The following is a 24,685-nucleotide window of genomic DNA, read 5'->3' as shown; positions in this document are numbered from 1 at the left end:
GCTACCCATGTACTGCTGAGTGAAATATATGCAGCAAAGATCAACAGGCCCTAGTAATCGAGCCACTTTTTCACTGAAGGATAGCCCGCCATCGGTAGTAATTTTGTGAAGATCTTTAATTACACTCATGAGGATTTGAGCCCCCCTTTAAAAAGCCCTAAAGGCAAAAAAGACCATTACGGGAAAGTAATAGTCTTTTCTAAAGGTAACTGAAACTCTCGGTATTTAAAGCATACCGGCATTAGCAATTAGTATAGTTTTCACATAAGTGATTAATACAAAATGTTAATTTCATAGCCAGTTGCGGTATCTGCGGGTTCTACCGTAACAATATAGTTCTCTTCTTCATTAAATCCGAACAAGGCAGTACGATCTAGCAGAATTTGTTCTTCGTTATCATCTTCGTAAACGGCAATAACTTCATAGTAATCAGACGGCAATACTTCACTGTCCGTCTCGCCAAACTCTAGATTTTGTAGGTCGTATTCTGCGGTATCGATAGTTTCATCGTTACGAACTAGATAGAAATCCACATCATCAAAGTCTTCAACTAGGTTAATGAAGTTCACTGTTTTATCGTACGCTTGAGGCAGTCCACTTTCTACGAATGTAACCGCACCAAGCGCACCGGCTTTTTCGTAGATTAGAATTGCTTTACTTTCACCTTGGTTCAAAGTGATAAGCTTATTGCTTAGCGTTGCGGCTTCACCAGAGGTATCCGTTACTGTTACGCGGTAATCGCCATACCCAATTTCAGTGAATTCAGATAACTCATCCGCTTCTAAAGAAAAGGCAACATCCTCTTCGTCGGTGTTGCCACCAAAAGTCACATCAAGTGCAGTGGTTATATTTGTCGAGTTATAAATACGGTACTGTGAGTCTGCTTCAACATCGGTTAGCGCCGTCACTGATGATGAATTCAAAATAGTATCTACAACTAAACCTGATTGAATTGCGCCACTTACATCACGCATGGTGAGTAGATATTCAGTTTCGTATGCAAAGTCTAGTGTCTGTGATTCGAATAGAACTTCAGTACTTCCTGGCTCGGTTAAATAAATGGTGTACTCATCTTCGTCAAAGTAGTCGCTGTCATCATCTGGATCCCAGTAGTCAAACTCAATCATTTCTGATGCAGTTACCGTACCTAAGAAGTTTGCCGCTTCAAACGGGTCGCCAGACTCGGCTAAGTAGAAGTCGTAAGAACCTTCATCAATGGTTACAGACAACGCGAATAACCTGAAGTGATCTTCTAGCGTTTCACGGGTATAGCTGTATTCGCTGATAATGGGTGAATCAAAATCACCACTCATAACGATAAGGTGCTTGTCACCGTTCTTAAGATTAACCGTGTAAGTATCGATAAGCACTTCCTGGTCATCTGAGTCGGTGCGAATGAACTCAAGTTCAATTTCACCGTTGTCCATCGAGTACATCGCAGTAGTATCACCAAATTGCGCAGAGCCAAAGCTATCTCCATCGACTTCTCGCATTTCTACATTCGCACCATTTGGCGAAGCATTATAGAATTGTATATAAGCATACGAGTAATCGGAGCTGCTGTCAGAGCCACCACAAGCAGCTAACCCTGAAATTGCCACCAGACCGATAGCTACGTTTCGTAACCAAGCCGGAAATTGAAATTGCATATACTGAACGTCCTTACTAAATTCGTGATTGTTTTGAAGGGAGTTACACTGCCCAGAAAGGCGTGAACTATACTGCCGTATGGCACTACAAAGCTTGTTATAGTTCACACCTTTACGCAGCCTTTACAAAGCTGACAATTCACTACAAAAGTATTCTGTCTTTCTATACAAAAAAGCCCCTATCACCTGTTTATAAGGTAATAGGGGCGAGCATTTTATTTGTAAGTTAACTATTCATAGGAATACGATAACGTTACGCCACTGTAAGTTGTGTAAGCACGAATTCCGATGTGCCAGGTACCCGCAGCGGGTGCTTGGAACTTACACACTTCGTTATTACCATTCTCGTAAGGACGGCAATCAAAGTCACTGGTTTCGGGCTGTGACCCAAATTTCATATACAAATCGGCATCGCCACTACCGCCAGACGTTTGCACCGTCATAGTCGTCACACCTTCAGGAATGGTCCAGGTATAGCGATTCCAATTACTTCGGGATGCCGATAGCCCAGTTAGTTGGCCTGAAACCGGCTCAACAGTTGGGTCGGTACCGGGATCTGAACCGCCACTGCCGCCGCAACCATTGGTATTCAGGTAACTGTAGGCATCCTCAAGTTGCATCAGGCCAAAACCATACAAGTTGTCTCGCCCATTTGCTCCCTTGTCTTCAGCCGCTGATGTTAACGCATTTCGTATCTGCGTGTTTGAGCACTGAGGGAAGTAACTCCATACTAAGGCCGCGCCACCTGCTACGTGAGGGGTAGCCATTGAAGTTCCACTTAAAGACGCATATGTGTCTGTAGGGTATGTTGAATAAACGGCACTACCCGGAGCGGCTATTTCAACTTGGTCATTGTACTGACTGTAGCTTGCTCTATTTTCATTTGAATCAACAGCGGCAACCGACATAACTGCATCGTACGAAGCAGGATATGACTTCGCGCTCGTACCTGCATTACCTGCCGCAGCTACTAGCAACAAGCCATCGTCGGTAAAGCTTTGCATGGCGTTTTGCTCGGTTGTAGACGCGCTGCCGCCACCTAAACTCATGTTGACCACGTTAGCCCCGGCACTTTGACACTGTGAAATGGCGTCAATAAGATCAGAGGCATAGGTCCAATCACCACTGTCATTGAATATCTTAACGATATGCAGATTAACACCAGGATAAACACCAACAATCCCTTCACTATTGTCATAAGCGGCAATGGTGCCCGCCACATGCGTACCATGACCATTGCCATCGTTATACCAATTCCCCACGGCACTATTATTCGCCTGACCGGTTACTCCGTTGTTAGTGCCAGGTAAGTCTGGATGCCCTAGGTTGTATCCCGTGTCGATAACACATACACGCCGAGCGGTAGTATCTGCTTGCGAAAGCTGATTAGCTTGTACCATGGTGTAACCGTAAGGCGTGGTTTGCGCCATAGGTGTGCGCTTTACATCTACTTCAATACTTTCTACATTTGCGTTGTTACGTAGTTTATTGAGGGCACTTCGGCTTAAAGACGCCGCCATCATACGATGCTTTCTAAGCTCTTTACGAACCTCTCCCCCCACCTTCTGTATTTCACTGCGGGCTGATTGCACTTCAAAAGGTCGCTTCACAATAGATTTTGTGGCTTGAACTAGTTCAGCCGAGCCAGATTTGCTGCTACTGGCATTGCTAATAACATCTGTCGTTAATGTTTCTTTGAATTTTATAATATAGCGCTGTTCTTCTTGTGCAGACTCGCCTTTCAAAACAAGTCGTTTACCGAGTAAAGATTGAAGCGATGCTTTTTGCTCTTCCACTTTTACTGGTGCATTGGTTGTGTTTGTTGCTGTCGTGTTTTTTGTGATTGCTGCAGTTGCAGCGTGACTTACTAACCCTACAGAAACTGCAAGGGCGATGGCTGATATACTTGTGTGTTTCATATTCACTTTTATTTCCTGTTATCTGTCTTGTCGTGTTTCAACGCTTTACAGCGCTTTTGAAACTTCGTTGTTATTAATAGACATTCAGGGCAAACGCTACTTCCTACGAAAGCACTCCATGCTCAAATTCGCAAACGGCCCACCTGCCTTTTGATGTGGCATTGGGTAAAACATTAAATGCGCACCATTTAACTATTAAGCATAGAATCAATGAGTTAAGTATTACGAAATGTTCCTCACGTTGAAAATATATACGTAAGTTGTAGATTGAATTGTGCTTAAGTAGCGTTGGAATTTTGGTAAATGCAGAGATGGCGCGAGGTTCGAATGTAAAGTGCCAATTTGTAAGAAAATATTAATTTATAATTTAAATTACCTTAAATATTCACTTGTTAATTTCACGCTTTTCAGAAACGAAAAAGCCGCTAACGGATACGTTAACGGCTTCTGTCTTTTGCGAATCAGTCTGTAGCTAATATAAGTTTGTAGCTAATATAAGTTTGTAGCTAATATAAGTTTGTAGCTAATAGTTATATACCAACTTAATAAAAGCTAGTTAGCCACGTTGGCGCACTATCTCGTATAAGCACACACCAGTGGCAACCGATACATTTAAGCTACTTACACTACCTGCCATTGGTAACTTCACTAATTCATCACAGGTCTCTTTGGTAAGCCTGCGCATGCCTTTACCTTCAGCGCCCATCACTAGTGCGGTTGGGCCATCTAGTTTTATATCGTAGAGGGTTTTGTCGGTTTCGCCCGCCGTGCCCACAATCCATAAACCTTTATCTTGAAGGTGCTTTAACGTACGCGCCAAGTTAGTCACTTGAATAAGTGGGATAACTTCCGCTGCTCCGCACGCAACTTTGCGCACGGTGCCGTTAAGGCTGGCCGATTTATCTTTCGGTACTACCACTGCATGCACACCCGCGCCATCGGCGGTACGCAAACAGGCGCCCAAATTATGCGGATCGGTGATACCGTCAAGCACAAGCAATAATGGCTTGCTTTCTTTGTCTAAGATTCTATCTAAGTCAGCTTCATCCATTACACGAGCGGGTTTCGCTCTAGCGACCACGCCTTGGTGCTGTTCGCCGTTAACTTTGTCGTCTAGTGCTTTACGCTGACAAAACTGTACTGATATACCAAATCGACGTGCTTGATTAACAATATTAGTCAAACGCTCGTCGTTACGGCCTTTTAATACCATCACTTCCATTACACGCTCTGGTTCTTGTTCTAAAACCGACTGCATTGCATGTAAACCATATAACCATTCTTGCTGTGCCATTAACGCTTATCCCCTTTCTTTGAACGCGATGGTGCCCCTTTGCCTTTTGGCGCGCCCTTTTTAGGGCCTCGCTTGGTATTTCTAGGCGGCTTCTTCGCACTGGCTACTTTAACCTTCTTGCCGCCGGGGCCGCGCAGCATAGACTTATCCAGCAATAAATCAATCTTTCTTTCATCTAGGTTAACCGCTGCCACTTTTACTTCTACGGTATCGCCTAGTCTAAATTGACGATGACCCGACTCACCCGCCAGTATTTGTTTAACTTGGTCGTAGTGATAGAAATCGTCATCGAGTGAGGTAATGTGCACTAGGCCGTCAATGTGATATTCGGTTAAGCGAATAAATAAACCAAAGTTTGTCACTGAACTGACTACGCCTTCGAAGGTATCGCCAACGTGGTCGAGCATGAATTCACATTTAAGCCAATCAGCAACATCACGGGTAGCGTCGTCGGCACGACGTTCGGTCATCGAGCATTGTTCGCCTAGCTGTTCGATTTCTTCAACCGTATAATTCTTTGCACCTGAAACCGTATTTTTGCCCTTTTGCTTGGCAATAATCCCTTTTAATGCGCGGTGAACTACCAAATCAGGGTAACGACGAATAGGTGACGTAAAGTGCGCATAAGCTTCAAGGGCCAAGCCGAAGTGGCCTAGGTTGTCACCATCATAAATAGCCTGCTTCATTGAACGAAGCAGCATGGTTTGAATAAGCTCTTCGTCAGGACGACCACGGGTTTTTAATACCACATCGGTAAAATCTGCCGGTAAAGCTTCATCGGTAATTTTGTGCGGCACGCCTATTTCAGCTAAGTAGCTGGTGAAAGCCGTCAACCTATCGGCATCGGGTTTATCGTGTACACGATATAGCGTAGGCGCTTCATTTTCAGACAGTGTTAGTGCAGCACTAACGTTAGCTAAAATCATGCACTCTTCAATAAGTTTGTGGGCATCGTTACGAATAAGCGGAACGATGTTTTCTATTTTACGCTGGGCGTTAAATACAAACTTACTTTCTTGGGTTTCAAACTCAATAGCACCACGGTGCTGACGGGCTTTTTTCAACGAGCGATATAAATCGTGAAGATGGCGCAAATGCGGGACTTGTGCTTCATACCGTTGATGAAGATCTTTGTCGCCTTGCAGTATTTGCCATACCTTGGTGTAAGTTAAACGCGCGTGAGAATTCATTACGGCTTCATAGAATTGGTAAGTACCTAACTTACCTTGAGCGGTAATGGTCATCTCGCAGACCATACACAAACGATCAACTTCTGGGTTCAGTGAACACAAGCCGTTAGACAGCACTTCCGGTAGCATAGGAATAACTTGCTCGGGGAAATACACCGAGTTGCCTCGCTGTTGGGCTTCATCGTCTAACGCTGTGCCGTTTCGTACGTAGTAACTGACATCGGCAATGGCTACCCATAGTTGCCAACCACCATCATCTAACGGTTCACAATATACGGCATCATCAAAATCCCGTGCATCTTCACCATCGATGGTAACAAGTGGAAGCTGACGTAAATCGATTCGTCCTTCTTTTGCTTCATCGGGCACTTGTTCGGTAAGGCTTTTAACCTGTTTGGTAACGCCTTTTGGCCATTGGTGCGGAATATCAAAGGTGCGAAGCGCCATCTCTATTTCCATACCAGGCGCCATATGTTCACCTAGTACTTCAACAATTTTACCCACTGGGCTCATTTTACGACGTGGGCGCTGCGTAAGCTCAACCACCACTATTTGCCCCATACGGGCGCCGTGTACGTGTTCAGGAGGAATGACGATTTCATACTGTAGACGACTGTCATCTGGCACAACCATGCCAAACCCTTGCTCTACAAAGTAGCGACCAACAATAGGCTCTGAACGCGGCTCTACCACCTGCGTAATAAAGGCTTCTTTACGACCGCGGCGGTCAGTGCCACTTACTCGTGCTTCTACAATATCGTCATGCAAAAACAGTTTCATTTGGCCTGCACTAATGAACAGGTCTCCGCTTTTATCTTCCGGGCGTAAAAAGCCGAAGCCATCACGGTGGCCAATGACTTTACCGCGGAACAACTCATCTTGATCTTGAAGAATGTACTTCTTTTGACGGGTGAACTGAACTTGCCCTTCTCGCTCCATAGCGCGAAGGCGGCGTTGAATGCCAATGCGAGCATCTTCTTCTTCGGCATTTACTGCCGTACATATTTCAAGAAAAGACATAGGTCTGTCTTCTTCTTTCAATAAACTCATCAAAAACTCCCGGCTTGCTACCGGATTTTCGTACTTTTCTTTCTCGCGCTGATAATGCGGATCATCACTCATAGAGTTGTTCTGTCGCCTCGTTAGTTTATTCATTTTTCAAACACTGTTGCCCATGTTCTACGCATAGCAATTTTAAAGCGTTCGATTTACGCACAGTATAACAGCAATCTGCACAAAACATTACGTTATAAAACTGCCATGCCAGTGTCATACACTTTCGATATATCTTTAGTTCTCAATCACTAAAAAAATAACCCTTACGGACATGCCTTATGGACAGACGTTCTTTTATTAAATTAAGTTCTATTACCGGTGCCAGTGTTGCCATTGCAACAGGTTTAGCCGGCTGTGTTTCTACTAAAAAGCCACAAGATAGTGCCAGCTTCACTCATGGCATTGCTAGCGGCGATCCTCTGCATAATAGCGTTATTCTTTGGACCCGAGCTTTGCCCGACAAAAAAGCAGCAAACGCTAACATTTTATGGGAAGTATCTACTTCAAAAGATTTTAGTACCCTTGTTGCCAGTGATATTGCCCAGGCCCAGCAATCACGAGACTATACTGTTAAAGTTGATGTTTCCGGTTTGAATCCTGCCACCCGCTATTACTATCGCTTTAAAAGCGCAAATAGTATGAGCGATGTAGGTACAACATTAACCTTACCGAAAGAAAATGTAAGCCAGGTAACGTTCGGAGTGTTTTCATGTTCTAACTACCCTGCGGGCTTTTTTACGCCTTATGCTGATGCTGCGTCACAGCAGAATATTGATTTTGTATTACATCTAGGCGACTACATTTACGAATATGATGGCGAAGGCTATGCCACCGAACATGCTAAAGAGTTAGGCCGCACGTTTGCCAAAGACAACGATACCGAGTTGTATACTCTTGAAGATTACCGTAAACGCTACGCGCTCTATCGTACTGACCAAGGTTTATTAGATTTACACCGTGCTAAGCCTTTTATTGTGGTGTGGGACGATCATGAGATCACTAACGACACCTACAAAGATGGTGCTGAAAATCATCAGGAAGATGAGGGGGATTTTTATGCGCGCAGAGCCGCGGCGGTGCAAGCCTATTATGAGTGGCTCCCCATTCGACCTACCTTTGGTGAAAGCAGATTAGAAATATATCGACAGTTTACCTTTGGCGACTTGGTTGACCTATACATGCTAGATACTCGTGTTTTAGCGCGAGATAAGCAGTTAGCCTATAGTGACTTTCGCAACCCTGATGCTCCCGATTCCGAGGCTTTTGATTTACCCAGCTTTACCAAGGCGATTAGTGCGCCGGAACGAGGTTTACTGGGGGATGCTCAACGAACATGGCTTAACACGGCCATGAACGATAGCAAAGCGAAGTGGCAAGTATTAGGGCAGCAGCTTTTAATTGGCCGCATGATGTTTCCTGCCTCTATCTTTAATGGTGTCCCTTTTGAAAAAATTCCTGCTCATGTGCATGCCCTTGCAAATAGCAAACGCAGAAAGCTAGCCGGAGAAACCATTTCAGCACAAGAAGAAAAGCTGCTAGCCGCTGCCATGCCATACAACCTTGATGCCTGGGATGGCTATCCGGTAGAAAGGGAAAAATTGCTAACCGCAGTGCAACAATTAAATAAACCAGTGATCGCGTTAGCGGGCGACACGCACAATGCGTGGCATAACACCTTAACCTTGCAAGATGGCACCGCGGTGGCAACGGAGCTTGCCACATCCAGTGTTTCATCGCCGGGTATGGAGCATTATTTAAAAATGGATGCTGACACTGCGAAAATTATGGCGGAGGATCTTCCTGTGCTTATCGATGATTTAGCATATTGCAATTTGCATCAGCGGGGATATTTAACGGTATCTTTTACTGAAAAACAGGCGGTTGCCACGTGGCGTTATGTAGATACGATTAAATCCACATCATCCAGTACAGTAAATAGTCATGAGTTTGTTATTGAGGGCTGACGAAAGCCTGATTAGTGGCCAAGTAGAGGCTAAGTAAAAAAGTAAGTAGTGGCTGGGCAAAGTCTGAATTGATACGAGTAAAGCGCTAGCCCCGTTACTTGCCACCTAGCACCAAGACAAAAAAAATCCCGTTACCGCCAAAAGCGAAACGGGATTTTTTATTATTTAAAAGCTACCGATATTAGTAGCTATAGTAGAAGCGAACGCCTGCAATGCGCGGCATACCACGAACATAGGTAGGAATACCTAAACCACCACCCGTATTACCAGCATCAATTACATATTCTTTATCGAAGGCATTTTCTAAATACACTTCATACGCAAAGCTGCTGGCTTCTTGTGAGAACTGTACTGAAATATCTGTTAAAGAATGAGTATCTTGCGATAAACCAGGGTAATTACTGCTTTCAAAGAATACTTCAGACTGGAAGCTAGTTAACCAATTCACATTTACTAACCAATTCTGAACTTCAAATTCCTTATTGATGTTTATCGCACCGCTCACTTCTGGCGCTAAGCGGAATTTATTGCCAGCATATTGAAATGGGCTACCATCGGCCGTTTCATCAGCAAATTCTGCGTCTAAGAAACCGATGCTACCGGTTATCGATAAGGTATCGCTGTAATGGTAGGTTCCCATGCCTTCAATACCCGACATAGTTGAATCGCCAACGGTTACGGTAATAGATTGCAGTGTTTCAGGATCAGTATAAGACTGTTGATAATCGCTATATTCATACGTAAAAATCGCGCCTGAGAAGGTGAAATTGTTACTTTGGTATTTAACGCCCAAATCATAGCTATCGACAATTTCCGCTTTGGTTGTCGATACACCAGAGAAATCAGCATTAACCACAGGTGAGCGACGGCCGCGCGCGTAGTTGGCGTAAAAATTCCAACTATCGTTCATGTCGTAGCTAACGGCAAAACGAGGTAGCGTATCGTCAAAGTCACCCTCTGCTTCAAACGCAAAGGTACCTGAATCTAACGTGTAGGTATTTTTGGTATAGCGAGTTTCATCAATGTAGCGCACGCCGGCGGTCACATTCACTTTATCAGTCACAAAGTAAGAAACTTCTGCCACATAAGAAGTAATGTCTAACTCAGCTTCAAAGATGTACGGGCCTTGAATTATAGTAGAGGGGAAGTCTGCACTTGAAATTGGCGTGCCATCGGCATTAAACAATGAAGACACTAACATAGCGCGCAAAGCTTCAATTTCTTCAAGCGAGGCATCGGTAGCAATGTTTTGATTGAGCGGAATATTCGAAGACGCTTCTAATTGCGCTTTTACCGCATCGAAGGTGCCGCGTACAAACGGGTCTACCATCACATAGTAAGGTAGTATCGAATCATCTTGGCTTACTGAGGCGCCCACAAAAGCCACCAGCTTTTCGCCCGAATCATAAACCAAGCGCATAGAACCACCGCTTAGTGTTGCATCGTTATCGAAGTAGGCATCTTGAATTCTAAGGGCTGAACCATCGGCATCAAACCCTTCACTCACTTCTACATCTTTATAATACGCATCGCCATGAAACATTAAGCTGTTGCTAATATCGTAATCTAATGAAATATCGTAGGCCTGCAGTGTACGCTCAATACCAAGCTCACTGCCCATACTGAATTCAGCGGCTGTAAACGGGCTGGTATCGCCGCCATTAGGCGCAATCGAGCCTGATTTAAATGCAATACCTGGTTGGTCGTTATACTCCATTGAAGCACGGGCTATTATTTCAAAGTTATCGTAGCTGGCTTTCCATGTACCACGTAGGGCTTGTACTGAAATACCTTGCAGATCTTCACTGTTACAGGGCACGGTATTACCTAAATGATCAATCATGTCGGCGTTGCCATAGTAGCTGTCTTCAGAGCAGGCATTGTTTTCTACAATACCGTCCATCTGACGATATAAGCCGGCAATACGCACGCTATGATTATCATTGAGAGGCGTATTGAACATGAACTCGGCTTCTTTGCCTGACTCAGTGTCGTACCCTAGCTGAACCCTTGCTTCCTTTTCATTGGTAGGCAAGTGAGAGTGAATACTGATAGCACCGTTAGCCGCGGCAACACCAAATAGTGTGGGCTGCGGGCCTTTTAATACTTCAACACGAGCAATATCGTAAAGCGCCACACTTGATACCGTTTTCTTACTGATATCGAAGCCATCTTGATATACCGAGATACGTGGGGTAGCCGAAACGGAAGAGCCGTCGTCTGTAACGCCACGAATATTAAATGAAGGTAGGCTTACCGCTTGTTCTTGAATTTGAACGTTTGGCAAAACGCGAGAAAGCTCATCAAGTTCCATAATGTTTGTGCGCTCTAAAAAGTCGCCTGAAATAACATCCATGGTTACCGGAACATCCATTATCGATTGCTCACGCATTTGAGCAGTAACGGTAATTTCTTCAATGTAGTCTTTCTCATCTGCTGGTGAATCTGTATTAGCAAATGTTGGGGCGGCCAATGCACTAAAAATAGCGCTGGCTAATAGCGTTTTTGAAAACATGTGTGTCCCTTAATGAATATCTCGTTAATGTGTTCTGCGCTTGGTTGTGTGTGTTTTTTCATGGTTTATTGCAGTAGTGGTCAGAGCTCTGCAAAGCAGATGAATCTAATCTTGTTATAAGACGAAATGATGAAGCGAAGGTGACAGGTAAGAGGCAGTTTTATGACAACATGTTTCAAAACCCAATAAATATCATGCACGTATATAAGTACACAATGAATGTGTTGGATTGGAGTAAGAGGCTATTGATAGCCTACTGGATGTTTTTTCTTGCGGTTTTAATTTATTAAAGTCGCACTATATTACGTTTTAAGTGAATTGCGGTTTAAGTGAATTGCGGCCGAAGTGAATTTGCTCAAGCATTGTTGCAGTGGGGGAAGTTTTCGAGCGCGCCATATACTTTTTAGCGAACGTGCTTAATGGCGGGCGAACGTGCTACCAGTGATTGCTAGCCTAAGTGGATTAGCTGTCTAGTGGGCGTTTTGCTGCGCGTACTGCTTTAGGGTGCATTAGCTGTTCAAGCTTGCTTAAGTAACTGGCTATTTTTTGATGCTGTGCTTTGTCGTTAGTGACTGAGTTATGTAACCAATGATAGGCATCTTGATAGTCGTAAGGGCTGCCGTAACCGTCAAGAAATAGCTCAACTAACTGCAATTGCGCCTTTAAACTTTTAAGCGCTGCGGCTTCTCGCAAATACACTACCGCTCTTTCTTTATTTTGTTGTACTAAAGTGCCGTTCGCATAATAACGACCTAACTGTTCTAACGCAGCAGGGAAACCTTGGTTCGCTGCATCTTCAATATGGGTCATGCCCCTGGCAGGTTCAGCATCTACACATACGCCCCAGGCTAACATATCGCCCCATAAAAACTGGTAGGCAGGCACTTTAAGTATATCCGCACGGGCTTCAATATCTTGTACAAGCTGACATCTATCGGCGACCACTTTATCTAAGTGGGTGTTGGCATTAATCATATCGATAAGCGCATTTTGATCGTATAACTGTACCGCACGAATTTCATCAATGGTTTCCCCTTCAGCCAACACCGCGGCGCTGAAAAGTGTAGAAAGCAATAAACAGATTGTGGGCAGTGAATACAGTTTCATATCAATGGCTTCTTTATTTAGACGTTGGTATTTTAAGTTAAAGTCTTAAGTTAAAGTCTGAGGTTAATGTCTACAAACCATGCTTCTAAAGCGTTTAGGTATAATGGCAAAGAAACAAATAAGGGTATGAATATGACGATATTTGCATCTAGACCTTAATGGCTATGTTTAATTATCGGCCATTAAAGCGAATACTTAATGCTAGTTTAACGAGGCTTGTTTAACGGGGCATGTTAAACAGCAGCCCCGCTACAAGCGTGTATTCTTTAGTGGCTACTTTTGCGGTTACACAACGCCGATTGCAGATGGCGGGAATGATCGGCCAAATCTATTCCTAAGTCGGTAAGGTAACCGCCATCGGGCTGAGTAATCAGACCCTTTGCATAAAGTCTTGATGCAGCATTCACCATTGATTGGCTGGCATCGTGATGTATCTTTAGGCCTTGTAATAAACTGTCTGTAGGGAACTTAACTAATAAGTTAAGTTCGTCGAGCATGTCCTGGTCAAATATTGTCATACACTCACCTTAGGCAAAAAAGGGTATTATTGTTTTTCACTCTTTTGTATTGACAGTTCAACTACTTGAAGTTCAACCGCACTAACGCTATCAGACTACCATTTACGTAGGGTGTCCAGATTATTTTATCAACATACGCCGCTAAAACCTGATAAGCCACCCTTTTAGCCCACTGAACTGATCGGACTTTGTGTCGAAATAGTATATTCTTGTTCCTAACTTTAGTCTGCGGATACCCCCTGTTCAAATGAAGTACAAAGATTTACGTGACTTTATTCACCAGTTGGAAGCCAAAGGTGAATTGGTTCGCATTAGCCAGCCAATCGATACCGATTTAGAAATGACCGAAATAGCTGACCGTACATTACGTGCCGGTGGCCCTGCGCTATTATTTGAAAACCCTAAAAACCATAGCATGCCTGTATTGGCCAACTTATTTGGCACACCAGAACGTGTGGCAATGGGAATGGGGCAAGAATCGGTTGCGGCACTTCGAGAAGTGGGCGAATTACTGGCCTATTTAAAAGAACCCGAACCACCTAAAGGACTAAAGGATTTATGGCAAAAACTGCCTGTTTTTAAACAGGTGCTGAATATGCCCGCCAAGGTCGTAAAAAAAGCACCTTGCCAAGAAGTCGTGCTAACCGGTGATGATGTCGATTTAGGTAAACTGCCTATCCAGCGTTGCTGGCCCGGTGATGCCGCGCCGCTTATTACGTGGGGGTTAAGTGTGACCAAAGGCCCGCATAAAAACCGCCAGAACCTAGGTATCTATCGCCAGCAGGTTATCGGTAAGAACAAGCTTATTATGCGTTGGTTATCTCACCGTGGTGGTGCGCTCGATTTTCGTGAATGGTGCCAAACTCACCCAGGAAAACCCTATCCGGTAAGCGTGGCACTAGGGGCCGATCCGGCCACTATTTTAGGTGCCGTTACTCCTGTGCCTGACACCCTTTCCGAATATGCCTTTGCAGGGTTGTTGCGAGGCGATAAAACTGAAGTGGTTAAATCGATAAGTAACGACCTGCAAGTGCCTGCAAGCGCTGAAATTGTTCTGGAAGGTTATATTGCACAAGACGAAGTCGCGCCCGAAGGGCCTTACGGCGATCATACTGGTTACTACAACGAAGTTGATGACTTCCCTGTGTTTACGGTAACCCATATTACCCATCGTAAAGATCCTATTTACCATTCAACGTATACCGGTCGCCCGCCTGATGAGCCAGCTATTTTAGGCGTAGCATTAAACGAAGTATTCGTGCCTATTTTGCAAAAACAGTTTCCAGAAATTGTAGACTTTTACCTGCCGCCAGAAGGGTGTTCTTACCGCATGGCTGTGGTTACCATGAAGAAGCAATATCCGGGTCATGCTAAGCGCGTAATGATGGGTGTTTGGTCGTTTTTACGACAGTTTATGTACACAAAGTTTGTGATAGTGTGCGATGACGACGTAAACGCCCGCGACTGGAACGATGTGATTTGGGCGATTACCACGCGTATGGATCCGGCACGCGATACGGTTATGATTGAAAATACTCCCATCGACTATTTAGATTTTGCTTCGCCAGTGTCTGGCCTTGGGTCGAAGATGGGGATGGACGCCACCAATAAAATGCCCGGCGAAACCGACCGTGAATGGGGCGAACCCATTGTGATGGACGAAGACGTGAAAAAACGGGTGGATGATATCTGGGATGAACTTGGTATCATGGACTTACCAACGGCGAAACGCTAACAGCAAACGTAAGAAGAGATTACATGTCAGAAATTAAATGTAAGGTTGCCAGCATCACGCCGTTAACCGACGTAGTATACAAAATTGAATTAACACCTCCCGCGCCAGTTGCCTTTCAAGCAGGCCAGTACGCACTTATTGATATGGGCGAAAAAGACAAGCGCCCCTTCTCTATTGCCAATGCCGCCTATGATAATTCACGCATTGAACTTCATATTGGCGCAGAGCCTGGCAATACTTTCGCCGGCGAAGTATTAAGTCGTATGAAAGAAGAAGGCGAAATTAGTCTTAGCGTAAATAACGGTGAAGCCTTTTTGCAATCAAACGGCTTGCCGATGGTACTAATCGCTGGCGGCACAGGCTTTTCCTACACCTACTCTATCTTACAGCAGCATCTGAAGAGCGGTGATAAAACGCCTATTACCCTTTATTGGGGAGGCCGTCATGCCGGTGATTTATATCTATCAGAAGCGCTAAATGCACTTGCTGCCAAGCACGATAACTTTACCTTTGTACCTGTAGTGGAATTTGCCGAAGACGACTGGAAAGGTAGAACAGGATGGGTTCACCATGCAGTATTAGCCGACCATACAGACTTCGAACACATGCAAGTGTATGTCGCTGGACGTTTTGAAATGGCTAAAACCGTACGTGAAGACTTTACCGTTCGCGGCTTAAAAGTAGAAAACCTATTTGGCGATGCCTTCGCGTTTATTTAAACATACGTACATATTGTTACATTTTAAAATGGTGACTTTGTACATACAGAGATAGTATGAAAATTGATTAACAAAGCGTTGAGCACCTTCCCACTGACTGCTCAACGAGTTGCTTTGTTATAATCGGTATCCAAAGGGCGGGATAGCCCTTTTTGGCCTAGCAAGAAGCATTGCCACCTTAATTGTTTGTTTTTGCTTTTGCTTGCGCCTTTTCTTGACGTATGTAGGAGTAAATCATGTATAACACCAAAAATCTTCTTGTTGCTTCAGTCGCCATGGGCTTGATTGGCTGCGGTGGTAGCGATGGTACCCCAGATACACAAACGCCTCCATCTGGTGGCGGAAACTCTTCATTTGAATATATTGTTAACGCCTCTTACACATCGAAGTGCGGCACTATTACTCCCCAACCTGAAGCGGTTATCGTACGGCATGATGCATCAGGCGACGCTGTAGAAGTCTATGAAGCCGATGAAAATGGCGATATTACGATAGACTATGGTGATGTAGCCACTTTCAGCTCAATTACTTTCTCAATCGGCGACAGTGGCCGCTTTCCTGAAGTAAAAACCTACGTGTCGGTTACCGCCGATAAAATTTTTGATATGACTTCCTTTCCCGGTGCCGATGATAATGTGACTCAATGTGAATGCGAGAGTGTCACTTTTGATATCAGTGAATTTACTTCATCAGGCGGTGTTACCGTGCGTGCATCTGCGGCCAATACTAATGAGCAAACGTATTTATCTAGCATTGACGACGTGGCTGAAGCGGAAGTGTGTAGAGCGGTTGATGGCGAATGGCCTAGTTTAGCAGTCGTTATTTCAACTCCCATTAACGGCCAGCCGTACCAAGAAATAGAGGTGTACAGCACCGAGATATCTGATTATGACGTTGATAGCACGAATAATATTTCACTATCAGATGCACACCTTAATACGAACGTTCCTTATTTAGTCACCAATACCCCTGTATTTACTGAAAGCAATTACCGCGTATCAAGTTCTAGCCAGATTGAAGATTTACACTCTTTTGGTTTTTACACAGGCGCTGACTCACTCGCCTTTTTACCGCAAAGTTTACCTATTTACAGCGAAAGCGAAAACTTGGAAACCTATCTTACATTTCAAGAAACAACCTATGATGAGATACTTTTTGATGACATAGAAGGTTTCGTTTGGATGGACATGGTGTCTGGTGTTTCGGTCGATTCAGATTATGCAGGCGTCGTCGATTTTACCGTGATGGAACCAACCCCATTCCTTGAAGCCGCTCAAGATATGCTTTCAGGCGACGATTATGATTTCTCCAATACCGGTGCCGACAATGTTTACCTGTATTTCAGTTCAGATGGTGAATTTTCTTTCAGCTTGACCACTCCCGCTCAAGGTTCAATGAGCATTCTTGATACGCTGAATTTTGATGATGTTGTTTTACCTTTCGAACTAGATTTAGACATAACACAGGAAATAGAGTCAGGGTTCTTGTATCTGCGAGCGGAAGACGTACTAAATACAACTGATTATCTTGAATCTTTATCTGATTGGAGTAATTCTTCATTTGGTGCCCTTTATATAGCAAGATAGTTAGCAACTTGCTTTCACCTTTGTCAATAGCCTCTTTTTGAAGAGGCTATTCTTAATACACCTTTTAATTCGACCATTAACTTCTCCACACGTTAACCCCATTTGTTGCTTTCTTTCGTATCCAGTATGGTTATAAAAAAAGAGATGGAGAAAACAATGATAAAAAGCATTCCTACATTCGTAAAAATTTCAGCGTTAGCAGTATTACCACTTTCCTTGACCTTTACAGCGCAAGCGCAAAATGAACAACAACAAGCCTTGTACAAAATAGCCGAAGACATTTCCCCCAAGCGCATTGAAAGCGATATCACCACCCTTGTGAATTTTGGAACCCGACATACCTTATCGGAAACCGAATCAGATACCCGAGGCATAGGGGCCGCAAGGCGCTGGATTAAGTCTGAGTTTGAAAAGATATCAGCCGAATGTGGTGGTTGCTTAGACGTGTATTTTCAGTCTGAAACCATTAGCGGTGAAAAACGTATACCCGACCCTGTCGAGGTAGTAAGCGTTATTGCTATTCAACGCGGCAGTACCGATCCAGAACGTTACGTGATGATGTCTGGTGATATAGATTCTCGCGTATCTGATGTGATGGATTTCACATCAGACTCACCTGGCGCAAACGATAATGCATCGGGCGTAGCTGGAACACTGGAAGCCGCACGCATACTATCGAAATATAAATTTAACGGTAGCATTGTGTACGCCGCACTAGCAGGGGAAGAACAAGGCCTGTTTGGTGGGCGTATTATGGCAAACCAAGTTCAAAAAGATGGCTGGCGGTTAAAAGCAGTATTGAACAACGACATGATTGGCAATATAGAGGGCGTTAATGGGGTTATCAACAACACCACGGCGCGCATATTTGCTGAAGGCACTCGCGTAACCGAAACCACAGATGAAGCTCGCACCCGCCGCTTCACAGGTGGAGAAGTCGATTCACCAAGCAGAAACTTAGCAAGATACATTGATAACATTGCCGACCAATACATTGAGAATCTAGATACCATGGTCATTTATCGATTAGATCGCTTTGGTCGTGGCGGGCACCATCGCCCCTTCAACGATTTAGGTTTCCCCGGTATTCGTATTATGGAAACCAATGAAAACTACACTCGCCAGCATCAGGATCTTCGAGAAGAAGATGGTATCAAGTATGGCGATACCTTAGACGGTGTGAATTTTGATTACGCAGCCAAGCTAACGGGTTTAAACGCAGTATCGCTAGCGGCTATGGCTTGGGCGCCCAACCCGCCAGCTAACGTAAAAATTAAAGGCGCCGTTCAGCCTTCTACCACATTAATGTGGGATATAGCAGATACAGCGCAAAACCCTCAACTGTCGGGCTATAAAGTTTACTGGCGTCATACCGATGCACCGCAATGGGAATTTAGTAAGTTTGTTGGTAAGGTGAACGAAGCCACGTTAGAAAACGTAGTAATTGACAACTACTTTTTCGGGGTTGCCAGTGTGAACAACGATGGCATTGAAAGCCCAGTTGTATTCCCAGGCGCTGCAGGCAGTTTTGGCCAGTAACGGTTATACTGTTGATAGGTAATAGCGCCTATAGATAATAATAATGTTGTTTTGGAGATGTCGCCCGTGTTGGTGAGAGTCATCGCTTTACTAAGTTTTATCACCGTGGTGGCGCCGTTAAAGGCAAACAGTGTCACACTTGCCGCAGCGCCATTTGAAACTTACGTAAGCGATGAGGGCGAACCTTCAAGACTCACGTCTATCGTTGAAGCGGCGTTCTCGCGAATGCAAACCGACCTGGAGCTTCAGGTTATGCGCGATGCTTTCTTAGGTAGCGCAGTACGTTCTGGTAAGGTGGATGGCGAGTTCGCCTATATAGATTTAGGTGAAAGAAAAGACACGGTTACCCTTTCAGCCCCCTACCTTCCCATCTATTTATATGCCACGGGTAAAAAATACGATGTTGAAGAGATTAAGCTGATACCGCATTTAAAAGACAGCCGCGTAGCGATAGAAAACCGCTTTGCTAATACGCCAAAGTTCCGCATGCTAAAAGAAATCAAGTGGTCACGTAATCCCAGCACGTACGACGCTTTTAAGCAGCTAGCCGATGACAGAGCGCCGTATTTAATTACTACCCGCTTGTTGATTGAAGAGTTTAATTTACTTCTTGATAAAGACGGTGAAGAGCTTTTACACGTATCTTCAGCATCGTTGATGAACGCTGGTTTTTCCTTGGCACTTGGCACAAGTACGCCTAACGCTAAGGCCACTATTGAAGCGTTTGAACACACCATTCAGGTCATGCAACAAGATGGCAGTTACAATAAAATTCTGGGGCTACCTTGGCTATCCAAAGACATTAACAACGACGGTATCGCCGACTATATTGGTGAAACTAGTGTGAGCCTTGTACCCACAGATACACTTACCGCCTACCCACTCGATAAATCGTTACCTGGTGATAGCAGTATTTACGTTATTGATGGTGTTATCGTTGAAACGAAAGCTGAAGCGATGGCTATGCTTGATGGCGTTAAGGCCGAGCGAGAAAGTTTGCTCGACCCTGATGTTTATAAAACCATGATTAGACGCTGGTAGTTATTTAACTGCGCTTTTTATTGCGCTTTTTATTGCGCTTTTTATTGCGCTTTTTAGGAGCAGATTTTAGCAGTGCCTTTTGCTAGCACTGTAGAAGAGCGCCCTTATAGTCAATCATTTTGCGAAACCGCTCTCGCTTTCTTAATTTTCAACTAGTGATTTCAAGAATATCAAATGTTGAGCCAGCATCCCCTCTGATTAACAAAATACAATCGGAAGTTTGCGCCGGAAACTCTATTTTGTTCTCCCAACCTTCTATATATTTTTGTTGATAATCGTTGCATCTAAGCTCCACTGAATCAACATTCCCTTGAGAAACTTCAACTTTAAATGTTGAGGGATCATACGTTTGAGACCACGCGCCTAAATGACTCAGCTGACCTTTAGTGACGTTTGCTGACCCAGTCGCTTTAGCAGCCTTCAGTGCATCTGCAAATTGTTGATAGGTTTCTTCAGATAAATTAAGGCCATTAACACTTCCCATTCGCGAAAGGGTTTCGGCGGCACCATTAAAATTGCCGAAATAAAGCTGTGACTGAAAAAGATTCACCGTCGACTTAGCCAATATTGCTATAGGCAAGTGTTCGTATAAATCTACTGTAATTTGGGATTGGCGCATATATTCTAAAAAATTTTCATTTTTATAATAATAGATAGACTTTAACCACGCAGCCAAAGCATGTTCGTTTAAATTTTTAGTATGGTCTTCTACCAAATTGTCTATGGATTTTTTTATGTTAAGCATATCTGCGGTAGGGCTAGAAAGCGCATCTATGGTAGCTTGGTATTCTTTTGCAAAGGCAGGCGTCACGCTACCTTCGCTATGGCCAGCCTCTGAGTATGTGTGTTTAACAAACAGAGTTTGAGCACTTGCTACTGGCTTATTGTTAACGAGCGCAGGAGAATATTGAAGGTTTCTTATGTATTTAGTGACTTTTTTGACATATCTGTCTTTGCCTGAATAATCAAAAACAACGATATCTTTCGTTGTGCCGTCTTTGTCTATTATAAATGAAACTCTTGTCCAACCTTCCATGCCTCCGCGCGAGGTAAAGGTCTCTTCCACTTTATTAGCATTTTTTATTATTTTGGCGGCTTTAACTTCTTTGCTGTTACCATTGGCAAAAGAGAAGCTGCTGGACACGATCAATAACACGCATAATAGCGCAGAAAATATTTTCACAATTTATCCCTAATTTTTAGCGTGTTAAAAGTAATAAACCTCAACATCGCGTTTCCTGTTTAATTCTATATTGTTTATAGCACCTATCTTTTAAACTTAACAATAAATCGAAACGTCACGAGACAACTTATCAACGAACATAAGATTCACCATGCCCATTTATGTCGTTTTCGAGTTCCTCCTAACATAATTTTCATCTGATACTTGTTGATCTCAATCAAACTTCGGCATAAACTTTCAGTAATTTCTGAAAGTTCAGCAGGTATAGACATGAAAATGACACCACTTATTACTTCCGCGGTTATGCATTTCGGCGAAATGGGCAGTCGTTGGGGCTTTAACCGTACTGTGGGCCAAATTTTGGCGCTGATTGTACTTGCTGATGAACCCATCTCAGCGCAAGAAATCGCCGACGCGCTAAATATATCTCGCGGCAACACCAGCATGGGATTAAAGGAGCTTCAGTCGTGGCGCTTGGTAAAACAGCACCTTGTCCCTGGCGAACGAAAAGAGTTCTTTATTGCAGGCGGTGACATTTGGACCCTAGCAAACCGCGTATTCGAAGAGCGCCGCAAACGCGAAATAGACCCTACCATGAGTTTATTGCGAGATTTATTACTCGATACGCCCGCCAACAAAACTGAAGCCAACGCACAAGATAAGCTGAATGAAATTCATGACTTATTAGAGTCGGTAACGGCATGGTCACAAGAGCTTCAAAACCTAGGCCCCGATAAACTTAACACCTTGATGAAACTCGGCTCGGGTGTTGGCCGTATGTTAGAACTGAAAGACAAAATTCTTCCGGGAAAAAATTCCGTTAATTAAGGAGACTATCTGTGGATGCGTTTTTGCTGTCTCGTTTACAATTTGCATTAAATATTAGTTTTCATATTCTGTTTCCTACTATCACCATGGCAATGGGATGGTTCCTTTTCTACTTCAAATTTCGCTCAAATGTAACCGGCCACCCTGTTTGGATGCGTATGTACCGCTTCTGGGTGCGCGTATTCGCACTAAGCTTTGCACTTGGTGTAGTAAGTGGCGTGACCATGTCTTTCCAATTTGGTACCAACTGGCCCGGCTTCATGGAGCGGGTGGGTAATGTGGCAGGCCCCCTATTGGGCTACGAAGTCCTTACTGCGTTTTTCTTAGAAGCCACCTTCCTTGGTATTATGCTGTTTGGTATTCGCCGAGTCCCTAATTGGTTACACACCCTTTCAACATTGATTGTGGCAGTGGGCACTACCATGTCAGCCTTTTGGATTTTGGCGCTTAACAGCTGGATGCAAACGCCTCAGGGGCATGAAGTTATAGATGGCGTTGTGTATGCGGTAAATTGGAGCGAAATTATTTTTAATCCTTCGTTCCCGTATCGCTTTGTACACATGATGCTAGCTTCGGGTTTGACGGCCAGTTTCTTAATTGCCGGTTTGTCGGCCTACCGTATGCTGAAAGGTGATGACAAGCTAGCGCCAAAACTTGCCCTTAAAACCGCCACCTATACCGCAGCGGTGCTGATCCCTTTGCAAATATTTGCCGGTGATATGCATGGGTTGAACACATTAGAGAATCAGCCACAGAAGGTTGCCGCAATGGAAGGCTTATGGGATACCACTGAAGGCGCGCCCTTACTGTTGTTTGCTATTCCCGACGAAGAAAGCAGAGAAAATCACTTCGAAATACCGGTACCCAACGGCGCGAGCCTAATTTTAACCCATAAAATGGATGGCAAAATTCAAGGCCTAAACGACTTTGAAGGCGAGCATCCGCCAGTAGCACCTGTATTCTTCGGGTTTCGGGTGATGGTAGGCATGGGCTTTTTAATGTTGGCGGTTTCGTGGCTTGGCAGTAGTTATTTACTTAGAGGGAAATCTTTCCCACTTTGGCTCAAGCGAGTATTCGCTGGCATGGCATTCAGCGGCTGGATTGCAACCTTAGCCGGTTGGTATGTGACTGAAATTGGGAGGCAGCCTTATCTCGTCAGTGGTGTTTTACGTACTCAAGAAGCGGTAACAACACTTCCTCCTGCGAATATCGCTTTCTCGTTCACCATGTACGCCACAATTTATACAATTTTGCTGTTCGCTTATATGGGAACGCTCATGTTGATGTGTCGCCGCGCCGTTGAAATTGAAGAGATTTCTACGGAAGAGCGTGAAATGGCAAAAGCTAGCAAAATGTCGCCGGCTAACACTTAAGGAGCAGCTATGTTATTCGAAAATGTATCAGCAGAAACATTAGGGAATATTTACGTTGGCCTGCTTGGGCTGGCAGTATTGCTGTACGCTATTTTAGATGGTTACGATTTAGGGGTAGGTGTTTTAATACCGCCCCGAGAAGAAAAGTTTCGTGACGATATGATTGCGTCTATTGGGCCCTATTGGGACGCCAATGAAACGTGGTTGGTATTGGCCGTTGGGCTTCTGCTGATTGCTTTTCCCGAAGCACACAGTGAGGTGCTTCAAAGCCTTTATATTCCCGCAACTATAATGCTATTAGGGCTCATTTTACGTGGCGTCTCTTTTGATTTTAGGGCGAAGGTCGTTCAAGTGCATAAGCGTAAGTGGGATCTCACCTTTAAGTACGGTTCATTACTTACCACGCTGGCGCAAGGTTATATGCTAGGCATTTATGTAACCGGCTTGCGTACCGACTTATGGGCACAAGGCTTTGCCTTACTGTCTGCTATTGGTGTAACGGCTGCGTATGCGTTTATTGGCTCTTGCTGGTTAATATTAAAAGCAGAGAACAACTTACAAGCCAAAGCCTATTATTGGGCGCGCAGAGGATTGTTTGCGCTTTCTATAGGAATAGTAGCGGTTAGCCTAGCAAACTTAACCTTGCATGATGATGTGCGTGACTTGTGGTTATCATCCACTGTTGGCTATGTATTGATGGCTATTCCTGTTGCCTGCTTTTTATTACTTAGCTTATGTGGCGTGCTATTGAAAAAGCTACCTGATGCAGGCGGGAAAGGTGAATGGATGCCTTTTGCTATAGCACTAACGGTGTTTGTGCTTTGCTTCACCGCTTTTGGAGTAAGTTACTACCCGTTTGTCATACCAGGACACCTTACGGTACAAGATGCACTTAGCGACGCCAACTCACTTCGCTTCTTATTAGTGGGTGTCGTTATTGTAGTACCTTGCATTCTTGCCTACACCGCGATGGTATACAAAATATTTTCAGGTAAATCGGAAAAGCTTAGCTATTATTAGCGCCTTCCTACTAGTTAACCCTTGAAAACAATAATAGGCTCCTAACCACCTGGTTTCGGAGCCTTTTTTTCACCCGAAACATATTCAGCTCCTTGCAACTTCACTAGATCACTTTTTTTCTAATTTAGACCTCACACACTTGTAAACAAATAATTACACCAAAAATCAAACAAAATTCTTATATATTTCTTTTGTGACAGTGTTGACATAATAATTAAATATACGTATGCTTATTTTGGGCAGAATTAAAAGGAGACCATTATGAACAATGTAGTTAAATCATTTTCAAGGTTCTTCAGGCGTGCTCACCCCTATACAGTGGCTTACTATATAGGTCGGAAAAATGCTCAAAATATTTTAGGATGTAAGATCCAAAAGAAATCCAAGATTTTTGCTAGCAAGCAAACTGAAGAACAACAGCATTAGTAACGAAGGGCCCCTAACAGGGC

The 24,685-nt window shown here is 44.0% G+C and carries 18 protein-coding genes; 10 read left to right on the top strand and 8 right to left on the bottom strand.

The features are described 5' to 3' along the window. Positions 1-272: 272 nt before the first annotated feature. The 4 genes from AAC006_RS11960 to rnr all read right to left on the bottom strand — a co-directional run bounded on the left by AAC006_RS11960 (position 273) and on the right by rnr (position 7,174). The gene (locus tag AAC006_RS11960) at positions 273-1,649 is read right to left on the bottom strand and encodes a DUF4397 domain-containing protein (protein WP_339891411.1); all 1,377 of its coding nucleotides are present in this window, start codon (positions 1,647-1,649) and stop codon (positions 273-275) included. Positions 1,650-1,879: 230 nt separating this feature from the next. After that, the gene (locus tag AAC006_RS11955; RefSeq protein ID WP_339891409.1) at positions 1,880-3,568 is read right to left on the bottom strand and encodes a S8 family serine peptidase; all 1,689 of its coding nucleotides are present in this window, start codon (positions 3,566-3,568) and stop codon (positions 1,880-1,882) included. A 556-nt stretch (positions 3,569-4,124) separates the two neighbouring features. Continuing rightward, the gene (rlmB, locus tag AAC006_RS11950; protein WP_013786232.1) at positions 4,125-4,862 is read right to left on the bottom strand and encodes a 23S rRNA (guanosine(2251)-2'-O)-methyltransferase RlmB; all 738 of its coding nucleotides are present in this window, start codon (positions 4,860-4,862) and stop codon (positions 4,125-4,127) included. Then, positions 4,862-7,174: a ribonuclease R gene (gene rnr / locus AAC006_RS11945; RefSeq protein WP_339891413.1), complete on the bottom strand. Its 2,313-nt coding sequence runs from the start codon at positions 7,172-7,174 to the stop codon at positions 4,862-4,864. Before rnr ends, rlmB begins: the two co-directional genes overlap by 1 nt. A 212-nt stretch (positions 7,175-7,386) precedes the next feature. Here rnr and AAC006_RS11940 point away from each other — a divergent pair, with 212 nt between their 5' ends. Beyond that, positions 7,387-9,072: an alkaline phosphatase D family protein gene (locus tag AAC006_RS11940; RefSeq protein ID WP_339891407.1), complete on the top strand. Its 1,686-nt coding sequence runs from the start codon at positions 7,387-7,389 to the stop codon at positions 9,070-9,072. Positions 9,073-9,253: 181 nt separating this feature from the next. On the opposite strand, the gene AAC006_RS11935 is transcribed toward AAC006_RS11940, so the two are convergent. The 3 genes from AAC006_RS11935 to AAC006_RS11925 form a co-directional block, all read right to left on the bottom strand. Continuing rightward, the gene (locus AAC006_RS11935; RefSeq protein ID WP_339891406.1) at positions 9,254-11,587 is read right to left on the bottom strand and encodes a TonB-dependent receptor; all 2,334 of its coding nucleotides are present in this window, start codon (positions 11,585-11,587) and stop codon (positions 9,254-9,256) included. Positions 11,588-12,049: 462 nt separating this feature from the next. Next, positions 12,050-12,694: a tetratricopeptide repeat protein gene (locus AAC006_RS11930; protein ID WP_013786236.1), complete on the bottom strand. Its 645-nt coding sequence runs from the start codon at positions 12,692-12,694 to the stop codon at positions 12,050-12,052. 266 nt (positions 12,695-12,960) lie between these two features. Next, the gene (locus AAC006_RS11925) at positions 12,961-13,212 is read right to left on the bottom strand and encodes a TIGR02647 family protein (RefSeq protein WP_013786237.1); all 252 of its coding nucleotides are present in this window, start codon (positions 13,210-13,212) and stop codon (positions 12,961-12,963) included. 247 nt (positions 13,213-13,459) lie between these two features. Here AAC006_RS11925 and ubiD point away from each other — a divergent pair, with 247 nt between their 5' ends. The 5 genes from ubiD (at position 13,460) to AAC006_RS11900 (ending at position 19,832) form a co-directional block, all read left to right on the top strand. Beyond that, positions 13,460-14,947 carry a 4-hydroxy-3-polyprenylbenzoate decarboxylase gene (ubiD, locus tag AAC006_RS11920; protein ID WP_013786238.1) on the top strand — a complete coding sequence of 496 codons (1,488 nt, stop codon included), beginning with the start codon at positions 13,460-13,462 and terminating at the stop codon, positions 14,945-14,947. Between the two features lie 23 nt (positions 14,948-14,970). After that, positions 14,971-15,666 (top strand): NAD(P)H-flavin reductase, encoded by a 696-nt coding sequence (gene fre / locus AAC006_RS11915; RefSeq protein ID WP_339891405.1) that lies wholly within the window; start codon positions 14,971-14,973, stop codon positions 15,664-15,666. A 236-nt stretch (positions 15,667-15,902) separates the two neighbouring features. Further along, positions 15,903-17,252 carry a hypothetical protein gene (locus AAC006_RS11910; protein ID WP_013786240.1) on the top strand — a complete coding sequence of 450 codons (1,350 nt, stop codon included), beginning with the start codon at positions 15,903-15,905 and terminating at the stop codon, positions 17,250-17,252. Between the two features lie 144 nt (positions 17,253-17,396). Next, on the top strand, positions 17,397-18,791 hold the full coding sequence (locus AAC006_RS11905; RefSeq protein WP_202945461.1) for a M28 family metallopeptidase: 1,395 nt from the start codon (positions 17,397-17,399) through the stop codon (positions 18,789-18,791). A 66-nt stretch (positions 18,792-18,857) separates the two neighbouring features. Then, positions 18,858-19,832 carry an ABC transporter substrate-binding protein gene (locus AAC006_RS11900; protein ID WP_339891403.1) on the top strand — a complete coding sequence of 325 codons (975 nt, stop codon included), beginning with the start codon at positions 18,858-18,860 and terminating at the stop codon, positions 19,830-19,832. Between the two features lie 148 nt (positions 19,833-19,980). On the opposite strand, the gene AAC006_RS11895 is transcribed toward AAC006_RS11900, so the two are convergent. After that, on the bottom strand, positions 19,981-21,015 hold the full coding sequence (locus tag AAC006_RS11895) for an energy transducer TonB (RefSeq protein WP_013786243.1): 1,035 nt from the start codon (positions 21,013-21,015) through the stop codon (positions 19,981-19,983). 270 nt (positions 21,016-21,285) lie between these two features. Here AAC006_RS11895 and AAC006_RS11890 point away from each other — a divergent pair, with 270 nt between their 5' ends. From AAC006_RS11890 to AAC006_RS11875, 4 genes are all read left to right on the top strand, one after another. Beyond that, positions 21,286-21,843 (top strand): GbsR/MarR family transcriptional regulator, encoded by a 558-nt coding sequence (locus tag AAC006_RS11890; protein WP_013786244.1) that lies wholly within the window; start codon positions 21,286-21,288, stop codon positions 21,841-21,843. A gap of 11 nt (positions 21,844-21,854) precedes the next feature. Further along, complete coding sequence (locus AAC006_RS11885; protein WP_339891400.1) at positions 21,855-23,216, top strand: cytochrome ubiquinol oxidase subunit I; 1,362 nt, start codon at positions 21,855-21,857, stop codon at positions 23,214-23,216. Between the two features lie 9 nt (positions 23,217-23,225). Continuing rightward, positions 23,226-24,236 carry a cytochrome d ubiquinol oxidase subunit II gene (locus AAC006_RS11880; protein WP_013786246.1) on the top strand — a complete coding sequence of 337 codons (1,011 nt, stop codon included), beginning with the start codon at positions 23,226-23,228 and terminating at the stop codon, positions 24,234-24,236. Positions 24,237-24,497: 261 nt separating this feature from the next. Then, positions 24,498-24,662 (top strand): hypothetical protein, encoded by a 165-nt coding sequence (locus AAC006_RS11875; protein ID WP_167347530.1) that lies wholly within the window; start codon positions 24,498-24,500, stop codon positions 24,660-24,662. Positions 24,663-24,685: the final 23 nt, after the last annotated feature.

Source organism: uncultured Alteromonas sp. (assembly GCF_963976965.1).
Classification (GTDB): domain Bacteria; phylum Pseudomonadota; class Gammaproteobacteria; order Enterobacterales; family Alteromonadaceae; genus Alteromonas; species Alteromonas naphthalenivorans.
The sequence above is the reverse complement of the archived record's forward strand: the minus strand, read 5'-3'. Positions and strand labels throughout refer to the sequence as shown.

Excerpts from the sequence above, each read along its gene's own strand:
- rnr (WP_339891413.1), bottom strand. The coding sequence starts at position 7,174 with ATGAGTGATGATCCGCATTATCAGCGCGAGAAAGAAAAGTACGAAAAT.
- AAC006_RS11930 (WP_013786236.1), bottom strand. The coding sequence starts at position 12,694 with ATGAAACTGTATTCACTGCCCACAATCTGTTTATTGCTTTCTACACTT.
- AAC006_RS11880 (WP_013786246.1), top strand. The coding sequence starts at position 23,226 with ATGTTATTCGAAAATGTATCAGCAGAAACATTAGGGAATATTTACGTT.
- ubiD (WP_013786238.1), top strand. The coding sequence starts at position 13,460 with ATGAAGTACAAAGATTTACGTGACTTTATTCACCAGTTGGAAGCCAAA.
- AAC006_RS11935 (WP_339891406.1), bottom strand. The coding sequence starts at position 11,587 with ATGTTTTCAAAAACGCTATTAGCCAGCGCTATTTTTAGTGCATTGGCC.
- AAC006_RS11890 (WP_013786244.1), top strand. The coding sequence starts at position 21,286 with ATGAAAATGACACCACTTATTACTTCCGCGGTTATGCATTTCGGCGAA.
- AAC006_RS11960 (WP_339891411.1), bottom strand. The coding sequence starts at position 1,649 with ATGCAATTTCAATTTCCGGCTTGGTTACGAAACGTAGCTATCGGTCTG.
- fre (WP_339891405.1), top strand. The coding sequence starts at position 14,971 with ATGTCAGAAATTAAATGTAAGGTTGCCAGCATCACGCCGTTAACCGAC.
- AAC006_RS11875 (WP_167347530.1), top strand. The coding sequence starts at position 24,498 with ATGAACAATGTAGTTAAATCATTTTCAAGGTTCTTCAGGCGTGCTCAC.
- rlmB (WP_013786232.1), bottom strand. The coding sequence starts at position 4,862 with ATGGCACAGCAAGAATGGTTATATGGTTTACATGCAATGCAGTCGGTT.
- AAC006_RS11940 (WP_339891407.1), top strand. The coding sequence starts at position 7,387 with ATGGACAGACGTTCTTTTATTAAATTAAGTTCTATTACCGGTGCCAGT.
- AAC006_RS11955 (WP_339891409.1), bottom strand. The coding sequence starts at position 3,568 with ATGAAACACACAAGTATATCAGCCATCGCCCTTGCAGTTTCTGTAGGG.
- AAC006_RS11905 (WP_202945461.1), top strand. The coding sequence starts at position 17,397 with ATGGAGAAAACAATGATAAAAAGCATTCCTACATTCGTAAAAATTTCA.
- AAC006_RS11910 (WP_013786240.1), top strand. The coding sequence starts at position 15,903 with ATGTATAACACCAAAAATCTTCTTGTTGCTTCAGTCGCCATGGGCTTG.
- AAC006_RS11925 (WP_013786237.1), bottom strand. The coding sequence starts at position 13,212 with ATGACAATATTTGACCAGGACATGCTCGACGAACTTAACTTATTAGTT.